Origin of the sequence: Burkholderia sp. GbtcB21, from assembly GCF_019091065.1 — a bacterium.
Taxonomy (GTDB): Bacteria; Pseudomonadota; Gammaproteobacteria; order Burkholderiales; family Burkholderiaceae; genus Burkholderia; species Burkholderia pyrrocinia_C.
In genome coordinates this window covers 61,726-80,247 of the sequence record NZ_JAGXKA010000002.1, presented here as the reverse complement: position 1 = coordinate 80,247, position 18,522 = coordinate 61,726, and the positions used below count along the sequence as shown (strand labels likewise).

Genomic DNA, 18,522 nt, shown 5'->3' with positions numbered 1-18,522 from the left:
ACAGCACGGGGGCCGTCGAGGATAGCGCGAAGTGTGCCTGCATTACTTTTGCGGAAAAAGCTGCGTGCGGACGAAATTATCTTGATTCGATGTCAACAATTGGGAGCGCACGAGGCCCGCGGGCGGCGCGCCGGCAGGGCGGGCGAACGAAGATGCGTGTTGCGAAAGGCTTTTCGTCATGCGAAGGGCGTGGCCCCCGGCCGGGGGATCGCGATCCGGTGGTGGCTTGCGGCGGATCGACGCTCGTCGCGCGCGGCGATCCGGGAGCCGGCCGGCGACTGCGCAGCGGCGTGTGACCGGAGGATCGAACGGGGCCTTCATGCGCGGGCGACAACCCGGCGCGGACATCGCGTCGCGGCCGAAAACCCTTTGCCGGCGCGGTGCACGGGCAAAAAAGCCCCGGCCACAGGGGGACCGTGACCGGGGCGGAAACGCATCCTCTCATTGGCACGAGGACTGGATGCGCGCGAAGTATATTTCGGCACATGACAATTCGAAATGTCGTTAAACGGCCGTTTTTGGTGTCAATTTAAAAATGCGGGCGCCGGGACGTCCGTCGTCACCGTTTTAAAGGATCGTTCGCGGGCGCGATGACGCTGCCTGGCGCGTTGCAACGGCTAAAAGGACGATTTGACGGAGGGCGGAATCCGTTCGCCGGCCGACGGCGCGAATCGCGTCGCTCGATCGCTTGCCGCGCGCGCCCGGTATCCGACGCGCGGCGCCCGGTCAATCCGGTTCGCCGGCCGCTTCGCGCACGGCCGCGAGAAACCGTGCGACGACGGGCGACGGTACCGCTGCCGCGCCGTCGAACACGAACTCGATGTCGAAGCGGCTCGCGAGCTCGTCGAGCGCGACGAGCCGGACCGTGCGCGGGCAGGTCGGCGATGCGCTTTCCGGCACGAACGCACAGCCCATCCCGGCCGCGACGAGGCCGATCAGCGTCGGGATGTCGCTGCCGACCTGCGCGATGCGCGGTGTGAAGCCGGCCTGCCGGCACTGTGCCATCAGGAACCGGTGGTGCGCGGCGGAGCGCTGCGCGTCGAACCAGACGAACGGCTCGTTCGCGACGTCGGCCAGCGTGCGCGGTGCGTTGAAGCGGCCGCCGGGCGGCGCGGGCATCGCGAGCACGAAGCGGTCGCTCAGCAGCCGCACGCCCGACAGGTGCGGCGCCTCGTCACGACGCCACGCCATGATCCCGCCATCGAGCTGGCCGCGTACCAGCGCGCTCGCCTGTTCGGCCGACAGCATCGGCGCGATCGACAGCTTCACGTCCGGGCACGCGTCGCGAAACGCCTTGAGCACGTTCGCGACGACGGGCAGCGGCAGGCAGTTCGGCAGCGCGCCGAGCCGCAGTTCGCCGAGTTGGCCGGCCGCGCTGCGCAGCGCGCGTTCGCGGCTGTCCTGCAGCGTTGCGAGCAGGCCGGTCGCATCCCGCAGGAAGCTCGTGCCGGCCGCGGTGAGCGTGACGCCGGTGGTGCGACGGATCAGCAGCGGCGTGCCGATCGCGTCCTCGAGTTCGCGGATCTGCCGCGACAGCGCGGGCTGGACGATGCCGGCCGCGCGGGCGCCGGCCATCACGCTGCCGGCTTGCGCGACGGCCACGAAGTAACGCAGGTGACGCAGTTCGATCTGGCGCATGCGGAGCCCGTTCCGGTTCGTTGATATGCCTGCAAAGCATAGCAAACGCCATTCGATGGTATTGGAAGGCATGGCGAGCGTGCCGTACGATGACCGTCGTTGCCGCACTCGTTCGCGAGTCGCGTGCGTTCCCCCGTTCCGATCGTGTCCCGCCCCATGCCGCTTCACATCCCGACCCCTTATCTCCGCTCGCAAATCGCATCCCGCCGGCTCGGCAGGACCATCCGGCTGAAGCTCGATGCGCTGCAGCCGTCGGGCTCGTTCAAGCTGCGCGGCATCGGCGCCGTCTGCGAAGCGCGGCATGCGGCCGGCGCGAGGCGGTTCGTGTCGTCGTCGGGCGGCAACGCGGGCATTGCGGTCGCGTATTGCGGTCGCGAACTCGGCGTGCCGGTGCTGGTCGTGGTGCCGGAAAGCGCGTCGGCCCGCGCGCGCGAGCTGATCCGCGTCGAGGGCGCGGAGCTGGTCGTGCACGGTGCGAGCTGGGCCGAGGCGAACGCGTTCGCGCAATCGGCCCTCGGCGAGCACGACGCATTCGTGCATCCGTTCGACGACAGCGTGCTGTGGCAGGGCCACGCGACGATGATCGACGAGATGGCGGCCGTCGGCCCGAAGCCCGATGCGGTCGTGCTCGCGGTCGGCGGCGGCGGGCTGCTGTGCGGCGTGCTCGAAGGGCTGGCGCGCAACGGCTGGCACGACGTGCCGGTCGTCGCGGCGGAAACGGAAGGCGCCGACTGCTATGCGCGCTCGGTCGCGCAGGGGCGCCCGGTCGAATTGCCGGCGATCGCGAGCATCGCGACGTCGCTCGGCGCGAAGCGGCCGTGCGACGCGGCGGTCGAATGGGCGACGCGGCACGAGATCCATCCCGTCGTTGTGTCCGATGCGGAAGCGGTGGCCGCGTCGCTGCGGTTCCTGGACGAACACCGGATCGTCGTCGAGCCTGCGTGCGGCGCCGCGCTGGCCGCGCTCGAGCGGCCGGTGCCGGTGCTCGCGTCGGCGTCGGACATCGCCGTGATCGTCTGCGGCGGCGTGACGGCGACCGTCGAGCATCTGCAGACGCTGCGCGCGACGTTGCGGTAAGCAGGGAAGTCGGCACGCAGGTTGGTCGGGTGACGGAAGGACGGTCGTCGATTTCGGCGACCGTCGGGCATCTGCAGACGCTGCGCGCGACGTTGCGGTAAGCGGGGAAGCCGGCACGCCGGTTGGTCGGGTGACGGAAGGGTGGTCGTCAATTTCGGCGACGACGGGCATCGGCTATGCCGCGCTTGCCGCGACGCGTCGACGTCACGTTCCTGTTATCGCAATGGCGAAAACGCAGCCGGCAGGCAGCCGGACGCGCGGAAATTCCTGCGGGGATGAAGGGGATGCGTATCGTCGCGCTGCGCCGGATGCGGCCGGGCGCGACGATACGGACGGCCAGTTGGACGGCCGGTCGGACAGCCAGTCAGTTCGCGGCCGGTGCGCTCGCGCCGGACGGCGCGGATGACGCGACGGGGTCCGCTGCGGCTGGGGCGGGCGTTTTGTCCGCCGGCGTATGCGACGCGCTCGACGGCGCGGATGTCGATGTCGATGCGGATGTTGCGGCCCGAGGCGCCGGCACGGTCGATGCCGGCTTGGCGGCGGCCGGTGCCAAGCCGGCGGGCGTCGATGCTGCGCTGGCAGGCGGCGACGCCGTGCCGGAAGCGGGTGCAGGCGCGGCAGCCGGTGCGGGAGCCGAAACCGGTACGGGAGCCGAAGCCGACGCATGCGCCGAACCGGAAGCTGACGCAGGTGCGGAAGCCGACGCCGTCACCGAACCAGACGCCGCCACCGGCGCGGCCGCGCGCATCGCAGCCGGCGCGACAACGGCCGACGCCGCAGCCGGCACGGCGTTCGCGCCCGACCCGGGCGCGACACCCGGCACCGAAAGCGGCACCGGCGCCGCGGGCGGCGTCGGCACGACCGGCGTCGTCATCTTCAGCGGTTCGCCCTGCGGCGTCGGCGCGGGTTCGGGCAGCGGCGTGACGGCTTCCTTCTCGGCGGCCTTCACGGTGGCGCGGTCGCGGCGGGCCGGGTCGATCTTCAGGAAATGGTCGACGAGATTGAAGAAGCGCTCGTAGAACACGCCGGCCGGAATCGTCTCGCTCGCGGTCTTGACGAGCGCATCGTCGCTCGACCCGATCGGCAGCGACAGCGAGCCGAACACGCTGAGGCCGACGCTGGCCGACGTATTCGACTTCTTCAGCGTGTAGCGGTCCTGCACCGCGTTCACGTATGCAATGCTCGACGAGCCGTCCGCGGTCGCGTCCGCACACACCACGTGAAACTCGATCACGACGTGCATGTCGTTGTTCGGCTGGAAATTCTTGCTGCCGTCGACCGCATCGTTGCGCGACGACGACACCACATAACCCTGGCTCAACAGCGCGCGCCGCGCGGCCTCGCAGGCCGCGTCGGATTTCGAGTGGAACGTATGCGCATACGGGCTGGTCGTCGCGTCGAACTGTTCCTGCTGGTAGATCGGCTTGGGCGGCGACGAGCACGCCGCCAGCACGGCTGCGGCCGCGAGCGCGCACGAAACGGAAAACAGGCGAAATCGGTTGTGCATGGCGTCTTTCAGAAGGCTCGGCGAGATGCCGCGAGGGGTTTGCGCGCGACGCGCGGCAACCGGATGGCGGCCGTCGCGCAGGGGCGGGGCCGGCAATGGGCGCGTGGCAATCTCGGATGGCCGGGGCGTCATTATAGTTTCGTTTGATGTCACGTTCGCTTCGGCGGCTGTTCCCACCCATGACGGTGACGGCTAGCCGTCACCGGCGAGAACGATCGCGAACCGGCGCTAGCCGTCCGGCGACGGCCGCGCGGAAGCCAGCAATCGCGACGTCAGCGGATGATGTTCGCCGCGCCGCGAGCGGATCGCGTGGATTTCCTCGGTCACGTCGCCCGCGCGCCCGAGCCGCCTGAGGCCGCGCAGCAGCGCCGCGTCGTTCGCGCCGAGCTCGCTCAGCGGGAACACGCCGAGGCCGCGCGCCGCGAACACGGCCATCAGCGCGCTGTCCTCGAATTCCCCGGCCACGCGCGGCACGATCCGTTCGCCTTCCAGCCACAGGTCGAGGCGCGCGCGCAGCGCCGAATGCGCGGTCGGCAGCAGCACGGGCAGGTCGGCCAGGCATTGCGGAAAGCGTTGCCGCGCGGCCGGCGTGACGAGCGCCGCGGGGCCATACCAGTCGACCGGCGACGCGACGAGCCGTTCGCTCGTCACGCGCAGGTTCGACCCCGACGGCGCGCCCTGGCCGGCCAGCACGAGATCGAGATGATGCAGCGCGAGTTCCGCGAGCAGCGCATCGTGCTCGCCCTCGTGGCACAGCAGCCGCAGCGTGGGCGTGTCGAGCACGGGCGCGAGGATCGCATGCGCGGCGAGCTTCGAGATGCCGTCCGCGAGGCCGACCGCGAGCCGCACGGTCGGCTGGCTGGCCGCCGCGCGCACTTCGTCCGGAATCAGGCGCCCCATCTCGAAGATGGCCTCCGCGCGTGCATACGCGGCCTGGCCCGCGTCGGTCATCGCGACGCCGCGCCCGGCCGGGCGCAACAACTGGTGCCCGAGCGCTTTCTCGAGCTCGCGCACCTGCGCGCTGATCGTCTGCACGGCCATGTCGAGCCGCCCGGCCGCGCGCGCGAAGCCGCCTTCCTTCACGACGACCCAGAAATAGTACAGATGTCGGAAATTGAGCATCGGATCGAAATTTCGGAAAAACCGAACCTAAAATCAGATTCTCTCTGATTTTTTCGAAGTCCGGGTCGGCATATCATCGGGCTTTCCACTTTCGTATCGGCCCATTTCATGGACTACCTGCTGACGCTTGCCGCCGACCCCGCCGTCTGGGCCGCGCTCCTGACGCTCGTCGTGATGGAAGTCGTGCTCGGCATCGACAACCTGATCTTCATCTCGATCCTCAGCAACAAGCTGCCCGAAGCGCAGCGTGCCCGCACGCAGCGCCTCGGCATCGCGCTCGCTCTGGTGATGCGGCTCGCGCTGCTCGGCAGCGTCGCGTGGATCGCGAGCCTCACCGAACCCGTGTTCACGCTCTTCGACCACGCGTTCTCGTGGCGCGACATGATCCTGCTGTCCGGCGGCCTGTTCCTCGTGTGGAAGGCGACCACCGAGATCCATCACCACGTGTCGCACGACGTTGACGGCGAGGGCGGTTCCGGCGGCGCGGCCGGCCTGACGATGTGGGCCGCGATCGGCCAGATCGTGATGCTCGACATCGTGTTCTCGATCGACAGCATCGTGACCGCGATCGGCATGACCGAGCACGTCCCGATCATGTTCGTCGCGGTGATCGTCGCCGTGTCCGTGATGCTGTTCGCTGCGCAGCCGCTCGCGCGCTTCATCGACCGCAACCCGACCATCGTGATGCTTGCGCTGTCGTTCCTGGTCGTGATCGGCATGACGCTGATCGCCGAAGGCTTCGGTTCGCACGTGCCGAAGGGTTACATCTACGCGGCGATGGCGTTCTCGGCTTTCGTCGAAGGCATGAACATGCTGGCGCGGCGCGCGAAGGCGAAGCGCGCGGCACGGGTGGAAGGCCGCTGAGCCGGCGCGCGGGATGCCGGCCGCCGCAACGGCCGGCTCGTGCGCCTTGATACGGAATTCGTCTGGAATTCGCACGGAAAGGAGAAACGCGATGAAATGTCCTGTCTGCAAGACGCCCGACCTGCTGATGGCCGAGCGCCAGTCGATCGAGATCGACTACTGTCCGACGTGCCGCGGCGTGTGGCTCGATCGCGGCGAACTCGACAAGCTGATCGCCCGCGAGGGCGGCGATGCGCCGGCGCGGCGCGACGAGGCTCCCGCTTCGCGCGACGCCCACGGCCACACCCACGCGCCGCGCGATCGCGATGGCTGGGGGCGCGACGGCCGCTCGCACGACGACCGTCACCGGCACGACGGCCAGCGCCGCCGCAAGTCGATGTTCGACCTGTTCGATTTCGATTGAATCCGCATACGGCGCGCGCGCACGCGTCGCCGGTTGCAAAAAAGCCCCGCCGGGTATCGCGCCCGGCGGGGCTTTTTTATGCGTATCGCAACATGCCGTGCTTCGGCGCGCCGACGCTTACGCGTTGCCTGCCGTCACGTCGATGCGGCGCGGGCGCGTTTCCTCGCGGCGCGGAATCGTCAGCGTCAGCACGCCGTCACGCAGGTTCGCGTCGATCCTCGACGTGTCGAGGTCGGGGCTCAGCACGAAGGTACGCGCATAGCGCAGCGCGCGGACTTCGGCATGCCGTACGCGCAGGTCGGCCGGCGTGTCGATGTGCGTGTCGGCTTCGATCGTCAGCGTGTTGTCGTGCACCTTCACGTCGAGGTTCTCGCGCGGCACGCCGGGCAGGTCGGCCCGCAGCGTGACGCCGAGATTGTTCTCGACGATGTCGACGGCCGGCGTGATCGCGGGCCGTCGCGCGGCTTCCGCGGCAGCCGGGCGGGTAGTGGCGGTGTGGCGTTCGGCCAGGGTCGGGTTCGTGTTCATGTCGGTATCCTGAAGATTACTGAACGGTGATCGCACGCGGCTTCGATGCTTCGCGCCGGCCGACGCGAATCAGCAGGCAGCCGTTTTCGTAACGCGCGCTGACGTTGTCGGCGTCCGCATTCTGCGGCAGCTCGACGACGCGGCGGAACGTGCCGTGAAAGCGCTCCTGCGCATACGTGCGCACGTCGTCGCCTTCGCCGCGCGGCGCCGGTTTGCGCTCGCCGCTGATCGTCAGCAGATCCTTGTCGATCGACACGTCGAAATCGGCCGCGGCCATGCCGGGCGCGAACGCGACGATCTCGATCGCATCGTCGGTGGCGCCGACGTTGAGCGCGGGAAATGCGCCCGGCCGCACCGCACGGATGCCGGACGGGAGCTCGCCGAACAGGTTCGCCACCTGCCGCTGCACGCGGGCGAATTCGTCGAACAGGTCGTGGCCGTTATGGATACCGCTCATGATGGTCCTCCGGAACAGTGAACGCGGGAGACGCGACGGCGCGACGCCTGCGGCGGGCGCGACGGGTGGCTCCACTGGGTCGAAACGGGGGCAGTGCGTTGCATGGAGCACTGCCCGGCAACGCGTAATTAGTGGCCGCCGCAGCGCATTTCAAGAGGGAATCTGCAACTTGCGTCAACGCGTGCCCGTGCGATTCGATGCGACAATCGCCGCGATCTATCTGCAGACCAACGAGACGGGACAACCATGGACATTCGACGCATCGCGATCGTCGGCGCCGGCGTGATCGGCGCGAGCTGGGCCGCTTTCTATCTGACGCAGGGCTTCGACGTCGTCGCGACCGATCCTGCGCCACAGGCCGACGCGCGGCTGCGCGACTCGCTGGCCGCGTTTCTCGGCGAACGGGCCGCCGAACTTTCCGCGCGGCTATCGTTCGACGCCGATCTCTCGCGTGCGCTCGACGGCGTCGACTTCGTGCAGGAGAACGGCCCGGAACGGCTCGACCTGAAGCGCGCGCTGTACCGGCAGATGGACGACGTGCTGCCCGCACACGTGCCGATCGCGTCGAGTTCGTCGGGCCTGAAGATGTCGGACATCCAGACCGCGTGCGCAAAGCATCCGGAACGCTGCCTGATCGCGCATCCGTTCAACCCGCCGCACCTGATTCCGCTCGTCGAGCTGGTCGGCGGCGACGCGACCAGCCAGGACGTGATCGCGCGCGTGAAGGATTTCTACGATGCGCTCGGCAAACAGACGATCGTCCTCAACAAGGAGATGACCGGCCACGTCGCGAACCGGCTCGCGGCCGCGCTGTTCCGCGAGGTGTATCACCTCGTCGGCGAAGGCGTCGTGAGCGTGGCCGATGCGGACAAGGCGGTCGCATGGGGCCCCGGCTTGCGCTGGGGGCTGATGGGGCAGTGCCTGACCTATCACCTCGGCGGCGGCGCGGGCGGGATCGCGCACTTCCTCGAACACCTGTCGGGGCCGATCACGAGCTGGTGGGACGACCTCGGCACGCCTTCGTTCGATCCGGACGTCGACCGCAAGCTGACCGACGAATTGCGCGCGATCCAGGGCGAGCATTCGATGCAGGAGCTGGCGGCCGAGCGCGACCGGCTGCTCGTCGAGTTGATCGACGCGCGGCGCCGCAGCTTCCTGCCCTGACCGCGTCGCAGCGCCGGGTATCGGCCGGGCCGCGATCGGCCGGGCCGCGCTCGACTACTGCTGCGCCGCCGTTTGCGGTGCCTGCGGCGTCTGGGCAAGCCACGCGGGGCTTGCGGCCTGCACGAGTTCGCGGTTGCGCGCGCGCGTCGCGGCGCTCGGCGGATAGTTGCCGTCGTTCGTCGGCAGTTCGCCGTCGAGATAGGCCTGCTTCAACTGGGCGATGACTTCCGCGCGTGTCAGGCCCTGTTCGGGCGCGGCGGCATCGGTCTGGGCAAAGGCGGGGGACAGCAGCGCGGCTGCGGCGGTCGCGACGGCGAATCGCAAGACGTTCATGGTGTGCTCCGATCAAGGGGACGGGACACCGGATGCGCACGGCGGCTTGCCGTGCGTTCCGATGGGTCCCATTGTCGCGAGCGGGTGCTGCGCGGACGATGACGCGTTCCGGGCACAGCTGTCAGTTGCGGGCACGGCCGCGCATGCGTGTCGTCCGCCGTCGCTGCTGTTGCCGCTACAACTCCGCCGCTGCCGTGATCAGCGTGGCTTCCAGCGCGAGCGTCGAGCGCGACGCGGCCGCCGGCCGGTCGATCACGTATTCGAGTTCGCCGAGCTCGGGCAGCCCCGCGTCGAGCCGCGCGAGCCCGGCCGGGATCACGTAGCCGGCGAACGCGCTGACGCCGAGCCCCGCGCTTGCGGCCGCGCGCAGCACCGCGATGCTGCTGCTCACCACCGCGATCCGGTAGGGCCGGCCGATCGCGTCGAGCGTTTCGAGCACGCGGCGCCGCGACACGCTCGGCTCCGGATGCAATGCGAGCGGCAGCACGGCCTCGTGGCCGGTGATCCGCGAATCGGGGCCGGTGCACCAGTACAGCGGCTCGCTGCGGATCACGCGGCCGCGCCGGCTGCCCGCGATGCGCTTTGCGAACACAAGATCGTGCCGGCCTTCGTCGAGCGCGTCGAACAGGTCGCCCGACAGCCCGGTCGAGATCGCCAGTTCGACTTCCGGGTTGCGCTGCACGAAGCTCGCGAGCGCGGACGTCAGGTGCGTCGACGCGAAATCCTCCGACATCGCGAGCCGCACCTTGCCCGACAGCGGCGGCCCGCACACCGACGTGACGGCTTCGTCCATCAGTTCGAGGATGCGCACCGCGTAGCGGAACAGCGCGTCGCCGTGCTGCGACAGGTGCACGTTACGCGTGTCGCGCTCGAACAGCGGCCGGTCGAGCAGCTCCTCGAGGCGGCGGATGTGCTGGCTGACGGTCGACTGCGACAGGTTCACGCGTTCGGACGCGGCGGTGAAGCTGCCGGACTGGGCGACGGCGACGAAGCTGCGCAGCAGCTCGGGCGGTAACGGGCGCATTGCTAAATCCACTGAATCGGTTTCGACAACTTCATAAATGGCCGGATATTGCGGCGCTAGTATCGGATCACGCCCCGGTGCGGCCCGTGTAACGGGACGAACCGGACGCGTGGCCCGCGTCGTGCCGGCGGCTGCTTCGGTCAGTCTACGGCATCCGGCGTCCGGCCCGAAACCGCATCATCCCATCGACCGCCCGAGAACGCGCCCGCACGACGAGCCGCCGGGCCGCGGCGCACCGCCGCAGGAGACAAGTCCGCGCACGGTATCGGCGTGCGGGCCCGCCTCCCGCACGCGTCAGGCGCCCGTCACGAAGAGACTGGAGACGACTCATGATCATCTACGGAACCGCGCTGCTGGCGTTCTGCCACCTGGCCGGACTGTTCCTCGGCGACCTGCTGGGCACGGCCATCGGCGTGAAGACCAACGTCGGCGGGGTCGGCATCGCGATGCTGCTGCTGATCTGCCTGCGCTTGTGGCTGCACCGGCGCGGCTGGCTGCCGAAGGAGACCGAGGCCGGCGTCGGCTTCTGGGGCGCGATGTACATCCCGGTCGTCGTCGCGATGGCCGCGAACCAGAACGTCGTCGCCGCGCTGAAGGGCGGCCCGGTCGCGCTGCTGGCTGCCGTCGGCGCGGTCGCGATCTGCGCATGCTGCATCGCGGTACTGGTGCGCATGGGGCGCGACGACACGGCCTTCGCGGGCGTGCCGCAATTCGAAGAACAGTAACGGAGGCCGCCATGCTGCAGATGCTCGAAAAAGTCGTCGCCCACAACGGGCTCGTCGCGTCGTTCGCGCTGGTCGGCCTGATCATGTGGCTGTCGTCGATTGCGTCCCGCAAGCTCACGTTCGGCCGCGTGCACGGCTCCGCGATCGCGATCGTGATCGGTCTGGCGCTCGCGTATGTCGGCGGCGCGTTCACCGGCGGCGAGAAGGGACTCGCCGACGTGCCGCTGTTCGCGGGCGTCGGCCTGATGGGCGGCGCGATGCTGCGCGATTTCGCGATCGTCGCGACCGCGTTCGAAGTGCAGCCGACCGAGGCGCGCAAGGCCGGGCTCGTCGGTGTCGTGTCGCTGCTGCTCGGCACCGTGCTGCCGTTCATCGTCGGCGCGTGCATCGCGCGCGCGTTCGGCTATACCGACGCGGTCAGCATGACGACGATCGGCGCGGGCGCCGTCACCTACATCGTCGGGCCCGTCACGGGCGCGGCGATCGGTGCGAGCTCCGACGTGATCGCGCTCAGCATCGCGACGGGGCTCGTGAAGGCGATCATCGTGATGGTCGGCACGCCGGTCGCTGCCAACTTCATGGGCCTGAAGACGCCGCGTTCCGCGATGATCTTCGGCGGCCTCGCGGGCACCGTCAGCGGCGTGAGCGCGGGGCTCGCCGCGACCGACCGCCGGCTCGTCCCGTACGGCGCGCTGGTCGCGACGTTCCATACGGGCGTCGGCTGCCTGCTCGGCCCGTCGGTGCTGTTCTTCACGACGCGCGCGCTGGTCGGCGGCTAGGCCCATGCGATGCGGCCCGCACGCGGGCCGCATCCATCGCGGCGACCTCTGAGTCGCATTCGTCAACATCATCAATCGGCGGCGGCGCCAGGCTTAGAATGCCGCTGAACCATCGAAGCGGGAGAACTGTTCATGACGGGATGGAATCACGCGCGGCAGGCGCGCGATGCACGCCTCGCAGCCGGCGCGGCTTACGCGCAAGGCAAGCGGGTCGATGCGCGCGACACCGTGGCGTTGCTCGAAGCGGTGCTGCGGCCCGGCGACCGCGTGTGCCTCGAAGGCGACAACCAGAAGCAGGCCGACCTGCTCGCGACGGCGCTCGCCGACGTCGACAGCGCGAAGGTGCACGACCTGCACATGGTGCAGTCGGGCGTCGTGCTGCCCGAGCATCTCGACGTGTTCGAGCGCGGCATCGCGAAGCGTCTCGACTTCGCGTATTCGGGCCCGCAGTCGCAGCGGATCGCGAAGCTGCTGTTCGGCGGCAAGATCGCGCTCGGCGCGGTGCACACCTATCTCGAGCTGTTCGCGCGCTACTTCATCGACCTCACGCCGCACGTCGCGCTGATCGCCGCGGTCAGCGCCGATCGCGACGGCAACCTGTACACGGGCCCGAACACCGAGGACACGCCGACCGTCGTCGAGGCCACCGCGTTCAAGGACGGCATCGTGATCGCGCAGGTCGACCGCATCGTCGACAAGGTGCCGCGCGTCGACATTCCCGGCGACCGCGTGCATTTCGTCGTCGAGGCCGGCAGGCCGTTCTACGTCGAGCCGCTGTTCACGCGCGATCCGGCCGCGATCACCGAAACGCAGATCCTCACCGCGATGCTCGCGATCAAGGGCATCTACGAGCCGTACGGCATCAAGCGCCTGAACCACGGGATCGGCTTCAATACCGCCGCGATCGAGCTGCTGCTGCCGACCTACGGCGAGAAGCTCGGGCTGAAGGGCAAGGTCTGCACGCACTGGGCGCTCAATCCGCACCCGACGCTGATTCCGGCGATCGAATCGGGCTGGGTCGAGCAGGTCCACTGCTTCGGCTCCGAGGTCGGGATGGACGACTATATCCGCGCGCGCTCCGACGTGTGGTTCACGGGCCCCGACGGGTCGCTGCGCTCGAACCGCGCGTTCTGCCAGACGGCCGGCCTCTATGCGTGCGACATGTTCATCGGCTCGACGCTGCAGATCGATTTGTCCGGCCATTCGTCGACGGTCACGGCCGAGCGGATCGCCGGCTTCGGCGGCGCGCCGAACATGGGCAGCGACGCGCGCGGGCGGCGTCATCCTAGCGAACCGTGGCTGAAGGCCGGCGCGGAAGCCGACCCCGACACGCCGGCGGCGCTGCGGCGCGGCCGCAAGCTCGTCGTGCAGATCGGCGAGACCTTCGGCGACAAGAACGTGCCGATGTTCGTCGAGAAGCTCGATGCGCTGAAGCTCGCCGACAAGCTGCAGCTCGACCTTGCGCCGATCATGGTCTACGGCGACGACGTCACGCACATCGTCACCGAGGAAGGGATCGCGAACCTGCTGATGTGCCGCGACAAGGACGAGCGCGAGCACGCGATCCGCGGCGTCGCCGGTTATACGGAGGTCGGCCGCGGCCGCGACCGGAAAATGGTCGAGCGGCTGCGCGAGCGCGGCGTGATTCGCCGCCCGGAGGATCTCGGCATCGATCCGCTCGACGCCGATCGCCGCTGGCTCGCAGCGCGCTCGATCAAGGATCTCGTGCACTGGTCGGGCGGGCTCTATGCGCCGCCGGCCCGGTTCCGCAACTGGTGAGGAAGAGGGCATGGAACAGTTGAACTATCGCTTCACCGCGCGCGAGCGCGCGAAGGGCGAACGGGCCGCGGCGCTCGTCGGCGTGGTCGCGTCCGGCAATCTCGAAGTGCTCGTCGAGCGCGTGCTGCCGGGCAACGAATGCGAGATCGATATCCGCACCGCGGCCGTCGGCTTCGGCGCGGTGTGGCAGGCCGTCGTATCGGATTTCGTCGAGCGGCGCACGCCGGGCGGCCTGAAGCTGTCGATCAACGACGGCGGCGCGCGGCCCGACATGGTGTCGCTGCGGCTCGCGCAGGCCGTGCGCGCGATCGAGGGAGACGCATGATGACCGACGTGATCCACGACGCGCCGGCGTTCGTCGCGAACGGCACGAGCTGGTACGAAGCGTCGGCGCGGCAGCGCATCGACGGGCTGCTCGACGCGGGCAGTTTCAGCGAATTCCTCGGGCCGGCCGAACGTGTGACGAGCCCGCACCTGCAGCTGTTCGACCTGCCGCAGCAGTTCGACGACGGGATGGTGGTCGGCCACGGCAGGCTCGACGGCCAGCCGGTGTTCGTCGCCGCGCAGGAAGGCCGCTTCATGGGCGGCGCGTTCGGCGAAGTGCACGGTGCGAAGCTCACCGGCTTGCTGCGCGCCGCGCGCGAAGTCGGCAAGCCGGTGCTGATCCTGTTCGATACGGGCGGCGTGCGGCTGCAGGAAGCGAACGCGGGCGAGCTGGCGATCGCCGAGATCATGCGTGCGCTCGTCGATGCGCGCGCGGCCGGCGTGCCGGTGATCGGGCTGATCGGCGGGCGCGCGGGCTGCTACGGCGGCGGCGGGTTGCTCGCCGCGTGCTGTTCGGCGCTCGCGGTGTCGGAGCAGGGGCGCATCAGCGTGTCGGGCCCCGAAGTGATCGAGACGAATCGCGGCGTCGAGGAATTCGACGCGAAGGACCGCGCGCTGATCTGGCGCACGATGGGCGGCAAGCACCGGCGGCTGATCGGCGGTGCGGACCGCTATGTCGCCGATACGCCCGATGCGTTCCGCGCGGCGGCACTCGACCTGATCGGCCGTGCGCCGACGTTCGATGCGGCGATGCTGCGTGCCGAACAGGCGCGCCTCGAGGCGCGTGTCGAGCGGTTCGGCGCATGCAAGGATGCGCTCGACGTATGGCGTGCGCTCGGTGCGGACACGCCCGATGCGATTCCGGGAATGCCGGACGACACATTCGCGACGCTCGCGGATCAATTGCAGGAGAGCCCGCATGACGCTCGATGAAGTTCTGATCTCGCTGTTTCCGAAAGGCCATTCGATCGCGCGCACCGGCGGCCTGCTGACGGGCCACGCGGAACTGGCCGGCACGCGCGTCGACGTGATCGGCGTCGCCGACCGTTTGCCGTTCGGCATCGACGAGGCGCTGACGCTCGCGTCGTGCGTGCTCGACACGATCGCGCGCGGCGGCGGCACGCCGATCCTCGTGCTCGTCGACAGCGACAGCCAGCGGATGAGCAAGCGCGACGAACTGCTCGGCTTGAACGAAGGGCTGTCGCATCTCGCGAAGTGCCTGATGCACGCGGATCTCGCCGGGCACCGGACGATCGGCGTGCTGTACGGCCACACGGCCGCGGGCGCATTCATCGCGACCGCGCTCGCGACGCGCACGCTGCTCGCGGTGCCGGGCGCCGAGCCGGAAGTGATGGACCTGCCGTCGATGTCGCGCGTGACCAAGCTGCCGATCGACGTGCTGAAGGAGATGGCGCGCTCGACGCCCGTGTTCGCGCCCGGGCTCGACAATCTCGTGAAGATGGGCGCCGTCGATGCGGTGCTCGATCCGGCCCGTGCGCTCGACGCGCAGGTCGTCGAATGGCTCGGCAAGCCGGCCGACCGCATCGACCGGCGCGCGGCGCGCGGCCGGCCGGTTGCGGCCGACGTCGCGCGGCGCGTCGAGGAACTCGCGCGTGCCGCACGCTGAGATGCCGCTGCGCCGCCACACGCTCGTCACGCTGACGGCGGCGGGGTGGGGCGCGGCATTCGCGCGCGATCCCGCGCTCGCGGCCGATCCGCTCGTGCGCGCGTGGGCCGAACGCGGCTGGCCGCTGATCGTGCGCCGCGCGTCGCCGGACGAGGCCGATGCCGGCCGCGTGCCGCTCGGCCTGCCGCTGCCGCCTGCCGCGGGCAAGCGGCGCATCGCGCTGAACGTTGCCGCCGACGCGCTCGCGACGGTCGGCCCGCTGCCCGCGCTGGCCGACGTGCTTTCCGCCGCGCCCGATGCGTGGCACGCATCGTTGCGCGAGCTCGATGCGCTCGGCGCGCGCTGCGGCGTGCAGGGCCGCGTGTTCGGCAGTCTCGCGTGGCAGGCGCTGACGGGCGAGCGATACCTGGGCGCGTCGTCCGATCTCGACATCGTGTTTCCGCTGCCGGATGCCGCGTCGCTCGCACCGCTGCTCGACGGCCTCGCGGCGATCGACGCGCGTGCGCCGATGCGCATCGACGGCGAACTGCTGCGCGCCGACGGCGCAGGCGTCAACTGGCGCGAACTGCATGCGCGGCTGCCCGAAGTCGCGGTCAAGACCGCGATCGCCGTCGAATTGATGCCTGCCGGCGCCTTCACCGGAGATGCGCGATGAGCGCATGGGCCGCCTGCCGCGTACCGGCGCCGTCCGCTGCCGAGCGCATCGCCGAGCTGGCCGAGCGCAGCCTCGTGCTCGAGATCGACACCTATCCGAAGCCGGGGCTCGTCAGCCACGTCGACACCGGCAGTCATTCGGACATGGATGCCGCAACGTTCGCGCGCAGCGCCGCCGTGCTGCGGCCGTACTTCGCGGAACTCGCCGACGCGGGCGCGCGCGATGCGGACATGGCCGTGCTGCGCAAGATCGGCCTGCGTGCCGAGCACGCGATGCTTGCGGCGACCGGCGGCGTCAATACGCATCGCGGCGCGATCTTCGGGCTCGGGCTGCTGTGTGCTGCCGCGGGCCGGCGCGCAATGCCGGGGGCCGTGCCGGGCGGAACGACGCTCGGTGCGTTCGTGTCCCGCCGCTGGGGCACCGATATTCTCGGCGGCCCGCGCTTGCCGGACAGCCATGGCGAGCGCGCGAGCCGACGCTACGGCGTCGGCGGCGCGCGTCGCGAAGCGGCCGAAGGTTTCAGGACCGTGTACGCGATCGGGCTGCCCGCGCTGCGCCGTGCGAAGCGCGACCTGCCCGACGATCCGGAAGCCGCGCGCGTCGCCGCGTGCTTCGCGCTGATCGCGGCGCTCGACGATACGAACCTGCTGCACCGGGGCGGGCAGGCCGGCCTCGATTTCGCGCGGGCGACCGCGCGTGCGTTCGTCGCACGCGGCGGTGTGCGCGCCCACGACTGGCGGCTGCGCGCGGTGGCCGCGCATCGTGCGTTCGTTGCGCGCCGGCTGAGTCCGGGCGGCGCGGCCGACCTGCTCGCGATGAGTGTATTCGTCGATGTGCTCGAAGCCGACGGGGACGCGCGATGACGCTGGCGATCCTCTGTTCGGGACAAGGCGCGCAGCGTGCCGACATGTTCGACCTGACGGGCGCGGCGCCGCAGGCCGATGCGTTGTTCGCGCATGCCGGCCGGCTCCTCGGCGACGATCCGCGCGCGTGGGTCCGGCAGGCCGGACCGGACGCGCTGCGCGAGAACCGCGCCGCGCAGATCCTCTGCACCGTCCAGGCGCTTGCGGCGGCCGCGCTGCTCGACGCGGCGTGGCCGCGCCGGCGCTGCGTCGCGGGCTACAGCGTCGGCGAGGTCGCGTCGTGGAGCGTCGCGGGAATGATCGATCCGCATGACGCGCTCGACCTGGCCGACGCACGCGCGCGCGCGATGGATGCGGCGAGCGGCGGCGACGAGCGGATGGCGTTCGTGCGTGGCCTGACGCGCGCGCAGCTTGCGCAGTTGTGCACCGGCCGCGATGCAGCGATCGCGATCGCGAACCCCGGCGACGCATTCGTGGTCGCGGGGCGGCAGGCCGATGTCGATGCGGTGGCCGACGGCGCCGCGCGCGCCGGTGCGCTGCGCGTCGCGCCCGTGTGCGTGCGGATCGCGTCGCACACGCGCCGGCTCGTAGCGGCCGTGCCGGTATTTCGCGCGTCGCTTGCCGACGTGCGGGTGCGCCGGCCGCTGCCCGGCACGCGATTGTTTTCGGGCATCGACGGCGCGTCGGTGCTCGATGTCGATGCGGGCCTCGACAAGCTCGCGCGGCAGATCGCGGAGCCGGTCGAGTGGGCGGCCTGTCTCGCCGCCTGCGTGGAGGCAGGTGCGACCGCGTTTCTCGAACTCGGCCCCGGGCGCGCGCTGGCCGAGATGGCAGGCGGCGCGTATCCCGCGCTGCCGGCGCGCAGCCTCGCGGATTTCCGTTCCGTCGACGGCGTGACGAACTGGCTCGCGCGCGTCGCGGCCGGCTGACCGGCGGCCCGAAAACCGGCCTGAAACACCCCCGCCGGGCATCCGTTCCGTACTGTGTGTTGCGCCGGCGCAGCAGCGTCGCAGGCGGCGCTTGCCACGCGAATTGGCGTCGCTACAATGGCGCCCGCCATGAGACCAGCCGCCTTCTTTTTCGCCGCGCTTTGCTGCGCGGCGAGCGCCCACGCCAGCCGGATTCCGTCCGATGCCGCATCGGTCGGCACGTATTTTTCGTATGACAACGCGGCGGCCGACGCGACCGTCGACCTGATCGAACAGGCGCAGCGCCGCGTACTGCTGGCCGGCTATACCCAGATGCCGCCCGCCGTCGCGAGCGCGCTGCGCGCGGCCCGTGCGCGCGGGATCGAGGTGCGCGTCGTGCTCGTGCGCTCGCCGCGCGCGGGCAGGTACAGCGGCGCAGGCTATCTGAAATCCGCGGGCATCGACGTGGCAATCGATTCGCGGCACGGCGATCCCGCGCCGCGCTTCGTGATCGTCGACGACAGCGTCGCGCTGACGACGCTGTCCGACGGTGCGGCCGCGCACGCCGAGACGGTCAACGTGTTCCAGCGCGCGCCCGAGCTCGCGCAATCCTACGCGCAGTCGTTCTGGCGGCTGTACCGGCAGGCCGGCGGCCTCTGACCCTTTCCTCGGCGTCGTGCACGCCGGTGTGACCCCGCTTGCATCGGCGCCGCCGATGAACCATGCTCGTTGACAGGCGCCGGCG

21 protein-coding genes are annotated in these 18,522 nt (G+C 70.2%); 14 read left to right on the top strand and 7 right to left on the bottom strand.

The features are described from left to right. Positions 1–726: 726 nt before the first annotated feature. Complete coding sequence (locus tag KVT39_RS04610) at positions 727–1,638, bottom strand: LysR family transcriptional regulator (protein ID WP_034183242.1); 912 nt, start codon at positions 1,636–1,638, stop codon at positions 727–729. Between the two features lie 156 nt (positions 1,639–1,794). On the opposite strand from KVT39_RS04610, the gene KVT39_RS04605 reads away from it, so the two are divergent. Next, on the top strand, positions 1,795–2,715 hold the full coding sequence (locus tag KVT39_RS04605; protein ID WP_217587993.1) for a pyridoxal-phosphate dependent enzyme: 921 nt from the start codon (positions 1,795–1,797) through the stop codon (positions 2,713–2,715). A 364-nt stretch (positions 2,716–3,079) separates the two neighbouring features. On the opposite strand, the gene KVT39_RS04600 is transcribed toward KVT39_RS04605, so the two are convergent. Further along, complete coding sequence (locus tag KVT39_RS04600) at positions 3,080–4,222, bottom strand: DUF2242 domain-containing protein (RefSeq protein WP_175750083.1); 1,143 nt, start codon at positions 4,220–4,222, stop codon at positions 3,080–3,082. A 228-nt stretch (positions 4,223–4,450) separates the two neighbouring features. Further along, a complete protein-coding gene (locus tag KVT39_RS04595) occupies positions 4,451–5,344 on the bottom strand; it encodes a LysR family transcriptional regulator (RefSeq protein WP_105390791.1) in 894 nt (297 codons plus the stop codon). Between the two features lie 108 nt (positions 5,345–5,452). Between KVT39_RS04595 and KVT39_RS04590 the strand changes: the two genes are divergently transcribed. Both KVT39_RS04590 and KVT39_RS04585 read left to right on the top strand, forming a co-directional pair. After that, a complete protein-coding gene (locus KVT39_RS04590; RefSeq protein WP_131946846.1) occupies positions 5,453–6,208 on the top strand; it encodes a TerC family protein in 756 nt (251 codons plus the stop codon). Between the two features lie 91 nt (positions 6,209–6,299). After that, the gene (locus tag KVT39_RS04585) at positions 6,300–6,611 is read left to right on the top strand and encodes a zf-TFIIB domain-containing protein (RefSeq protein WP_034183247.1); all 312 of its coding nucleotides are present in this window, start codon (positions 6,300–6,302) and stop codon (positions 6,609–6,611) included. A 117-nt stretch (positions 6,612–6,728) separates the two neighbouring features. On the opposite strand, the gene KVT39_RS04580 is transcribed toward KVT39_RS04585, so the two are convergent. Continuing rightward, positions 6,729–7,139: an Hsp20/alpha crystallin family protein gene (locus KVT39_RS04580; RefSeq protein WP_105393003.1), complete on the bottom strand. Its 411-nt coding sequence runs from the start codon at positions 7,137–7,139 to the stop codon at positions 6,729–6,731. Between the two features lie 16 nt (positions 7,140–7,155). Beyond that, positions 7,156–7,596 (bottom strand): Hsp20/alpha crystallin family protein, encoded by a 441-nt coding sequence (locus tag KVT39_RS04575; RefSeq protein WP_034183249.1) that lies wholly within the window; start codon positions 7,594–7,596, stop codon positions 7,156–7,158. Between the two features lie 246 nt (positions 7,597–7,842). Here KVT39_RS04575 and KVT39_RS04570 point away from each other — a divergent pair, with 246 nt between their 5' ends. Beyond that, positions 7,843–8,760, top strand: coding sequence for a 3-hydroxyacyl-CoA dehydrogenase NAD-binding domain-containing protein (locus KVT39_RS04570; RefSeq protein ID WP_217587991.1), 918 nt, complete (start codon positions 7,843–7,845; stop codon positions 8,758–8,760). A gap of 54 nt (positions 8,761–8,814) precedes the next feature. On the opposite strand, the gene KVT39_RS04565 is transcribed toward KVT39_RS04570, so the two are convergent. Together KVT39_RS04565 and KVT39_RS04560 are read right to left on the bottom strand one after the other, a co-directional pair. After that, positions 8,815–9,093: a DUF4148 domain-containing protein gene (locus tag KVT39_RS04565; RefSeq protein WP_129514200.1), complete on the bottom strand. Its 279-nt coding sequence runs from the start codon at positions 9,091–9,093 to the stop codon at positions 8,815–8,817. A 175-nt stretch (positions 9,094–9,268) separates the two neighbouring features. Continuing rightward, positions 9,269–10,117 carry a LysR substrate-binding domain-containing protein gene (locus KVT39_RS04560; RefSeq protein ID WP_034183252.1) on the bottom strand — a complete coding sequence of 283 codons (849 nt, stop codon included), beginning with the start codon at positions 10,115–10,117 and terminating at the stop codon, positions 9,269–9,271. 329 nt (positions 10,118–10,446) lie between these two features. Here KVT39_RS04560 and madL point away from each other — a divergent pair, with 329 nt between their 5' ends. The 10 genes from madL to KVT39_RS04510 all read left to right on the top strand — a co-directional run bounded on the left by madL (position 10,447) and on the right by KVT39_RS04510 (position 18,437). Further along, the gene (madL, locus tag KVT39_RS04555; protein ID WP_034183253.1) at positions 10,447–10,842 is read left to right on the top strand and encodes a malonate transporter subunit MadL; all 396 of its coding nucleotides are present in this window, start codon (positions 10,447–10,449) and stop codon (positions 10,840–10,842) included. Positions 10,843–10,853: 11 nt separating this feature from the next. Next, the gene (madM, locus tag KVT39_RS04550) at positions 10,854–11,621 is read left to right on the top strand and encodes a malonate transporter subunit MadM (RefSeq protein WP_034183254.1); all 768 of its coding nucleotides are present in this window, start codon (positions 10,854–10,856) and stop codon (positions 11,619–11,621) included. Between the two features lie 132 nt (positions 11,622–11,753). Continuing rightward, positions 11,754–13,400: a malonate decarboxylase subunit alpha gene (mdcA, locus tag KVT39_RS04545; protein ID WP_034183255.1), complete on the top strand. Its 1,647-nt coding sequence runs from the start codon at positions 11,754–11,756 to the stop codon at positions 13,398–13,400. 10 nt (positions 13,401–13,410) lie between these two features. Beyond that, a complete protein-coding gene (mdcC, locus tag KVT39_RS04540) occupies positions 13,411–13,725 on the top strand; it encodes a malonate decarboxylase acyl carrier protein (RefSeq protein ID WP_069617090.1) in 315 nt (104 codons plus the stop codon). After that, the gene (locus KVT39_RS04535; RefSeq protein WP_034183257.1) at positions 13,722–14,657 is read left to right on the top strand and encodes a biotin-independent malonate decarboxylase subunit beta; all 936 of its coding nucleotides are present in this window, start codon (positions 13,722–13,724) and stop codon (positions 14,655–14,657) included. Before mdcC ends, KVT39_RS04535 begins: the two co-directional genes overlap by 4 nt. Then, a complete protein-coding gene (gene mdcE / locus KVT39_RS04530) occupies positions 14,644–15,351 on the top strand; it encodes a biotin-independent malonate decarboxylase subunit gamma (protein ID WP_217587989.1) in 708 nt (235 codons plus the stop codon). Before KVT39_RS04535 ends, mdcE begins: the two co-directional genes overlap by 14 nt. Next, positions 15,338–16,006 (top strand): malonate decarboxylase holo-[acyl-carrier-protein] synthase, encoded by a 669-nt coding sequence (mdcG, locus tag KVT39_RS04525; protein ID WP_217587987.1) that lies wholly within the window; start codon positions 15,338–15,340, stop codon positions 16,004–16,006. The genes mdcE and mdcG overlap by 14 nt, the downstream gene beginning before the upstream one ends. Next, the gene (gene mdcB / locus KVT39_RS04520) at positions 16,003–16,869 is read left to right on the top strand and encodes a triphosphoribosyl-dephospho-CoA synthase MdcB (protein ID WP_217587985.1); all 867 of its coding nucleotides are present in this window, start codon (positions 16,003–16,005) and stop codon (positions 16,867–16,869) included. The genes mdcG and mdcB overlap by 4 nt, the downstream gene beginning before the upstream one ends. Then, positions 16,866–17,798: a malonate decarboxylase subunit epsilon gene (gene mdcH / locus KVT39_RS04515; protein ID WP_175750042.1), complete on the top strand. Its 933-nt coding sequence runs from the start codon at positions 16,866–16,868 to the stop codon at positions 17,796–17,798. Before mdcB ends, mdcH begins: the two co-directional genes overlap by 4 nt. A gap of 117 nt (positions 17,799–17,915) precedes the next feature. Then, positions 17,916–18,437, top strand: coding sequence for a phospholipase D-like domain-containing protein (locus KVT39_RS04510; RefSeq protein ID WP_034183261.1), 522 nt, complete (start codon positions 17,916–17,918; stop codon positions 18,435–18,437). Positions 18,438–18,522 lie beyond the last annotated feature (85 nt).

Excerpts from the sequence above, each read along its gene's own strand:
- KVT39_RS04610 (WP_034183242.1), bottom strand. The coding sequence starts at position 1,638 with ATGCGCCAGATCGAACTGCGTCACCTGCGTTACTTCGTGGCCGTCGCG.
- KVT39_RS04605 (WP_217587993.1), top strand. The coding sequence starts at position 1,795 with ATGCCGCTTCACATCCCGACCCCTTATCTCCGCTCGCAAATCGCATCC.
- KVT39_RS04600 (WP_175750083.1), bottom strand. The coding sequence starts at position 4,222 with ATGCACAACCGATTTCGCCTGTTTTCCGTTTCGTGCGCGCTCGCGGCC.
- KVT39_RS04595 (WP_105390791.1), bottom strand. The coding sequence starts at position 5,344 with ATGCTCAATTTCCGACATCTGTACTATTTCTGGGTCGTCGTGAAGGAA.
- KVT39_RS04590 (WP_131946846.1), top strand. The coding sequence starts at position 5,453 with ATGGACTACCTGCTGACGCTTGCCGCCGACCCCGCCGTCTGGGCCGCG.
- KVT39_RS04585 (WP_034183247.1), top strand. The coding sequence starts at position 6,300 with ATGAAATGTCCTGTCTGCAAGACGCCCGACCTGCTGATGGCCGAGCGC.
- KVT39_RS04580 (WP_105393003.1), bottom strand. The coding sequence starts at position 7,139 with ATGAACACGAACCCGACCCTGGCCGAACGCCACACCGCCACTACCCGC.
- KVT39_RS04575 (WP_034183249.1), bottom strand. The coding sequence starts at position 7,596 with ATGAGCGGTATCCATAACGGCCACGACCTGTTCGACGAATTCGCCCGC.
- KVT39_RS04570 (WP_217587991.1), top strand. The coding sequence starts at position 7,843 with ATGGACATTCGACGCATCGCGATCGTCGGCGCCGGCGTGATCGGCGCG.
- KVT39_RS04565 (WP_129514200.1), bottom strand. The coding sequence starts at position 9,093 with ATGAACGTCTTGCGATTCGCCGTCGCGACCGCCGCAGCCGCGCTGCTG.
- KVT39_RS04560 (WP_034183252.1), bottom strand. The coding sequence starts at position 10,117 with ATGCGCCCGTTACCGCCCGAGCTGCTGCGCAGCTTCGTCGCCGTCGCC.
- madL (WP_034183253.1), top strand. The coding sequence starts at position 10,447 with ATGATCATCTACGGAACCGCGCTGCTGGCGTTCTGCCACCTGGCCGGA.
- madM (WP_034183254.1), top strand. The coding sequence starts at position 10,854 with ATGCTGCAGATGCTCGAAAAAGTCGTCGCCCACAACGGGCTCGTCGCG.
- mdcA (WP_034183255.1), top strand. The coding sequence starts at position 11,754 with ATGACGGGATGGAATCACGCGCGGCAGGCGCGCGATGCACGCCTCGCA.
- mdcC (WP_069617090.1), top strand. The coding sequence starts at position 13,411 with ATGGAACAGTTGAACTATCGCTTCACCGCGCGCGAGCGCGCGAAGGGC.
- KVT39_RS04535 (WP_034183257.1), top strand. The coding sequence starts at position 13,722 with ATGATGACCGACGTGATCCACGACGCGCCGGCGTTCGTCGCGAACGGC.
- mdcE (WP_217587989.1), top strand. The coding sequence starts at position 14,644 with ATGACGCTCGATGAAGTTCTGATCTCGCTGTTTCCGAAAGGCCATTCG.
- mdcB (WP_217587985.1), top strand. The coding sequence starts at position 16,003 with ATGAGCGCATGGGCCGCCTGCCGCGTACCGGCGCCGTCCGCTGCCGAG.
- mdcH (WP_175750042.1), top strand. The coding sequence starts at position 16,866 with ATGACGCTGGCGATCCTCTGTTCGGGACAAGGCGCGCAGCGTGCCGAC.
- KVT39_RS04510 (WP_034183261.1), top strand. The coding sequence starts at position 17,916 with ATGGCGCCCGCCATGAGACCAGCCGCCTTCTTTTTCGCCGCGCTTTGC.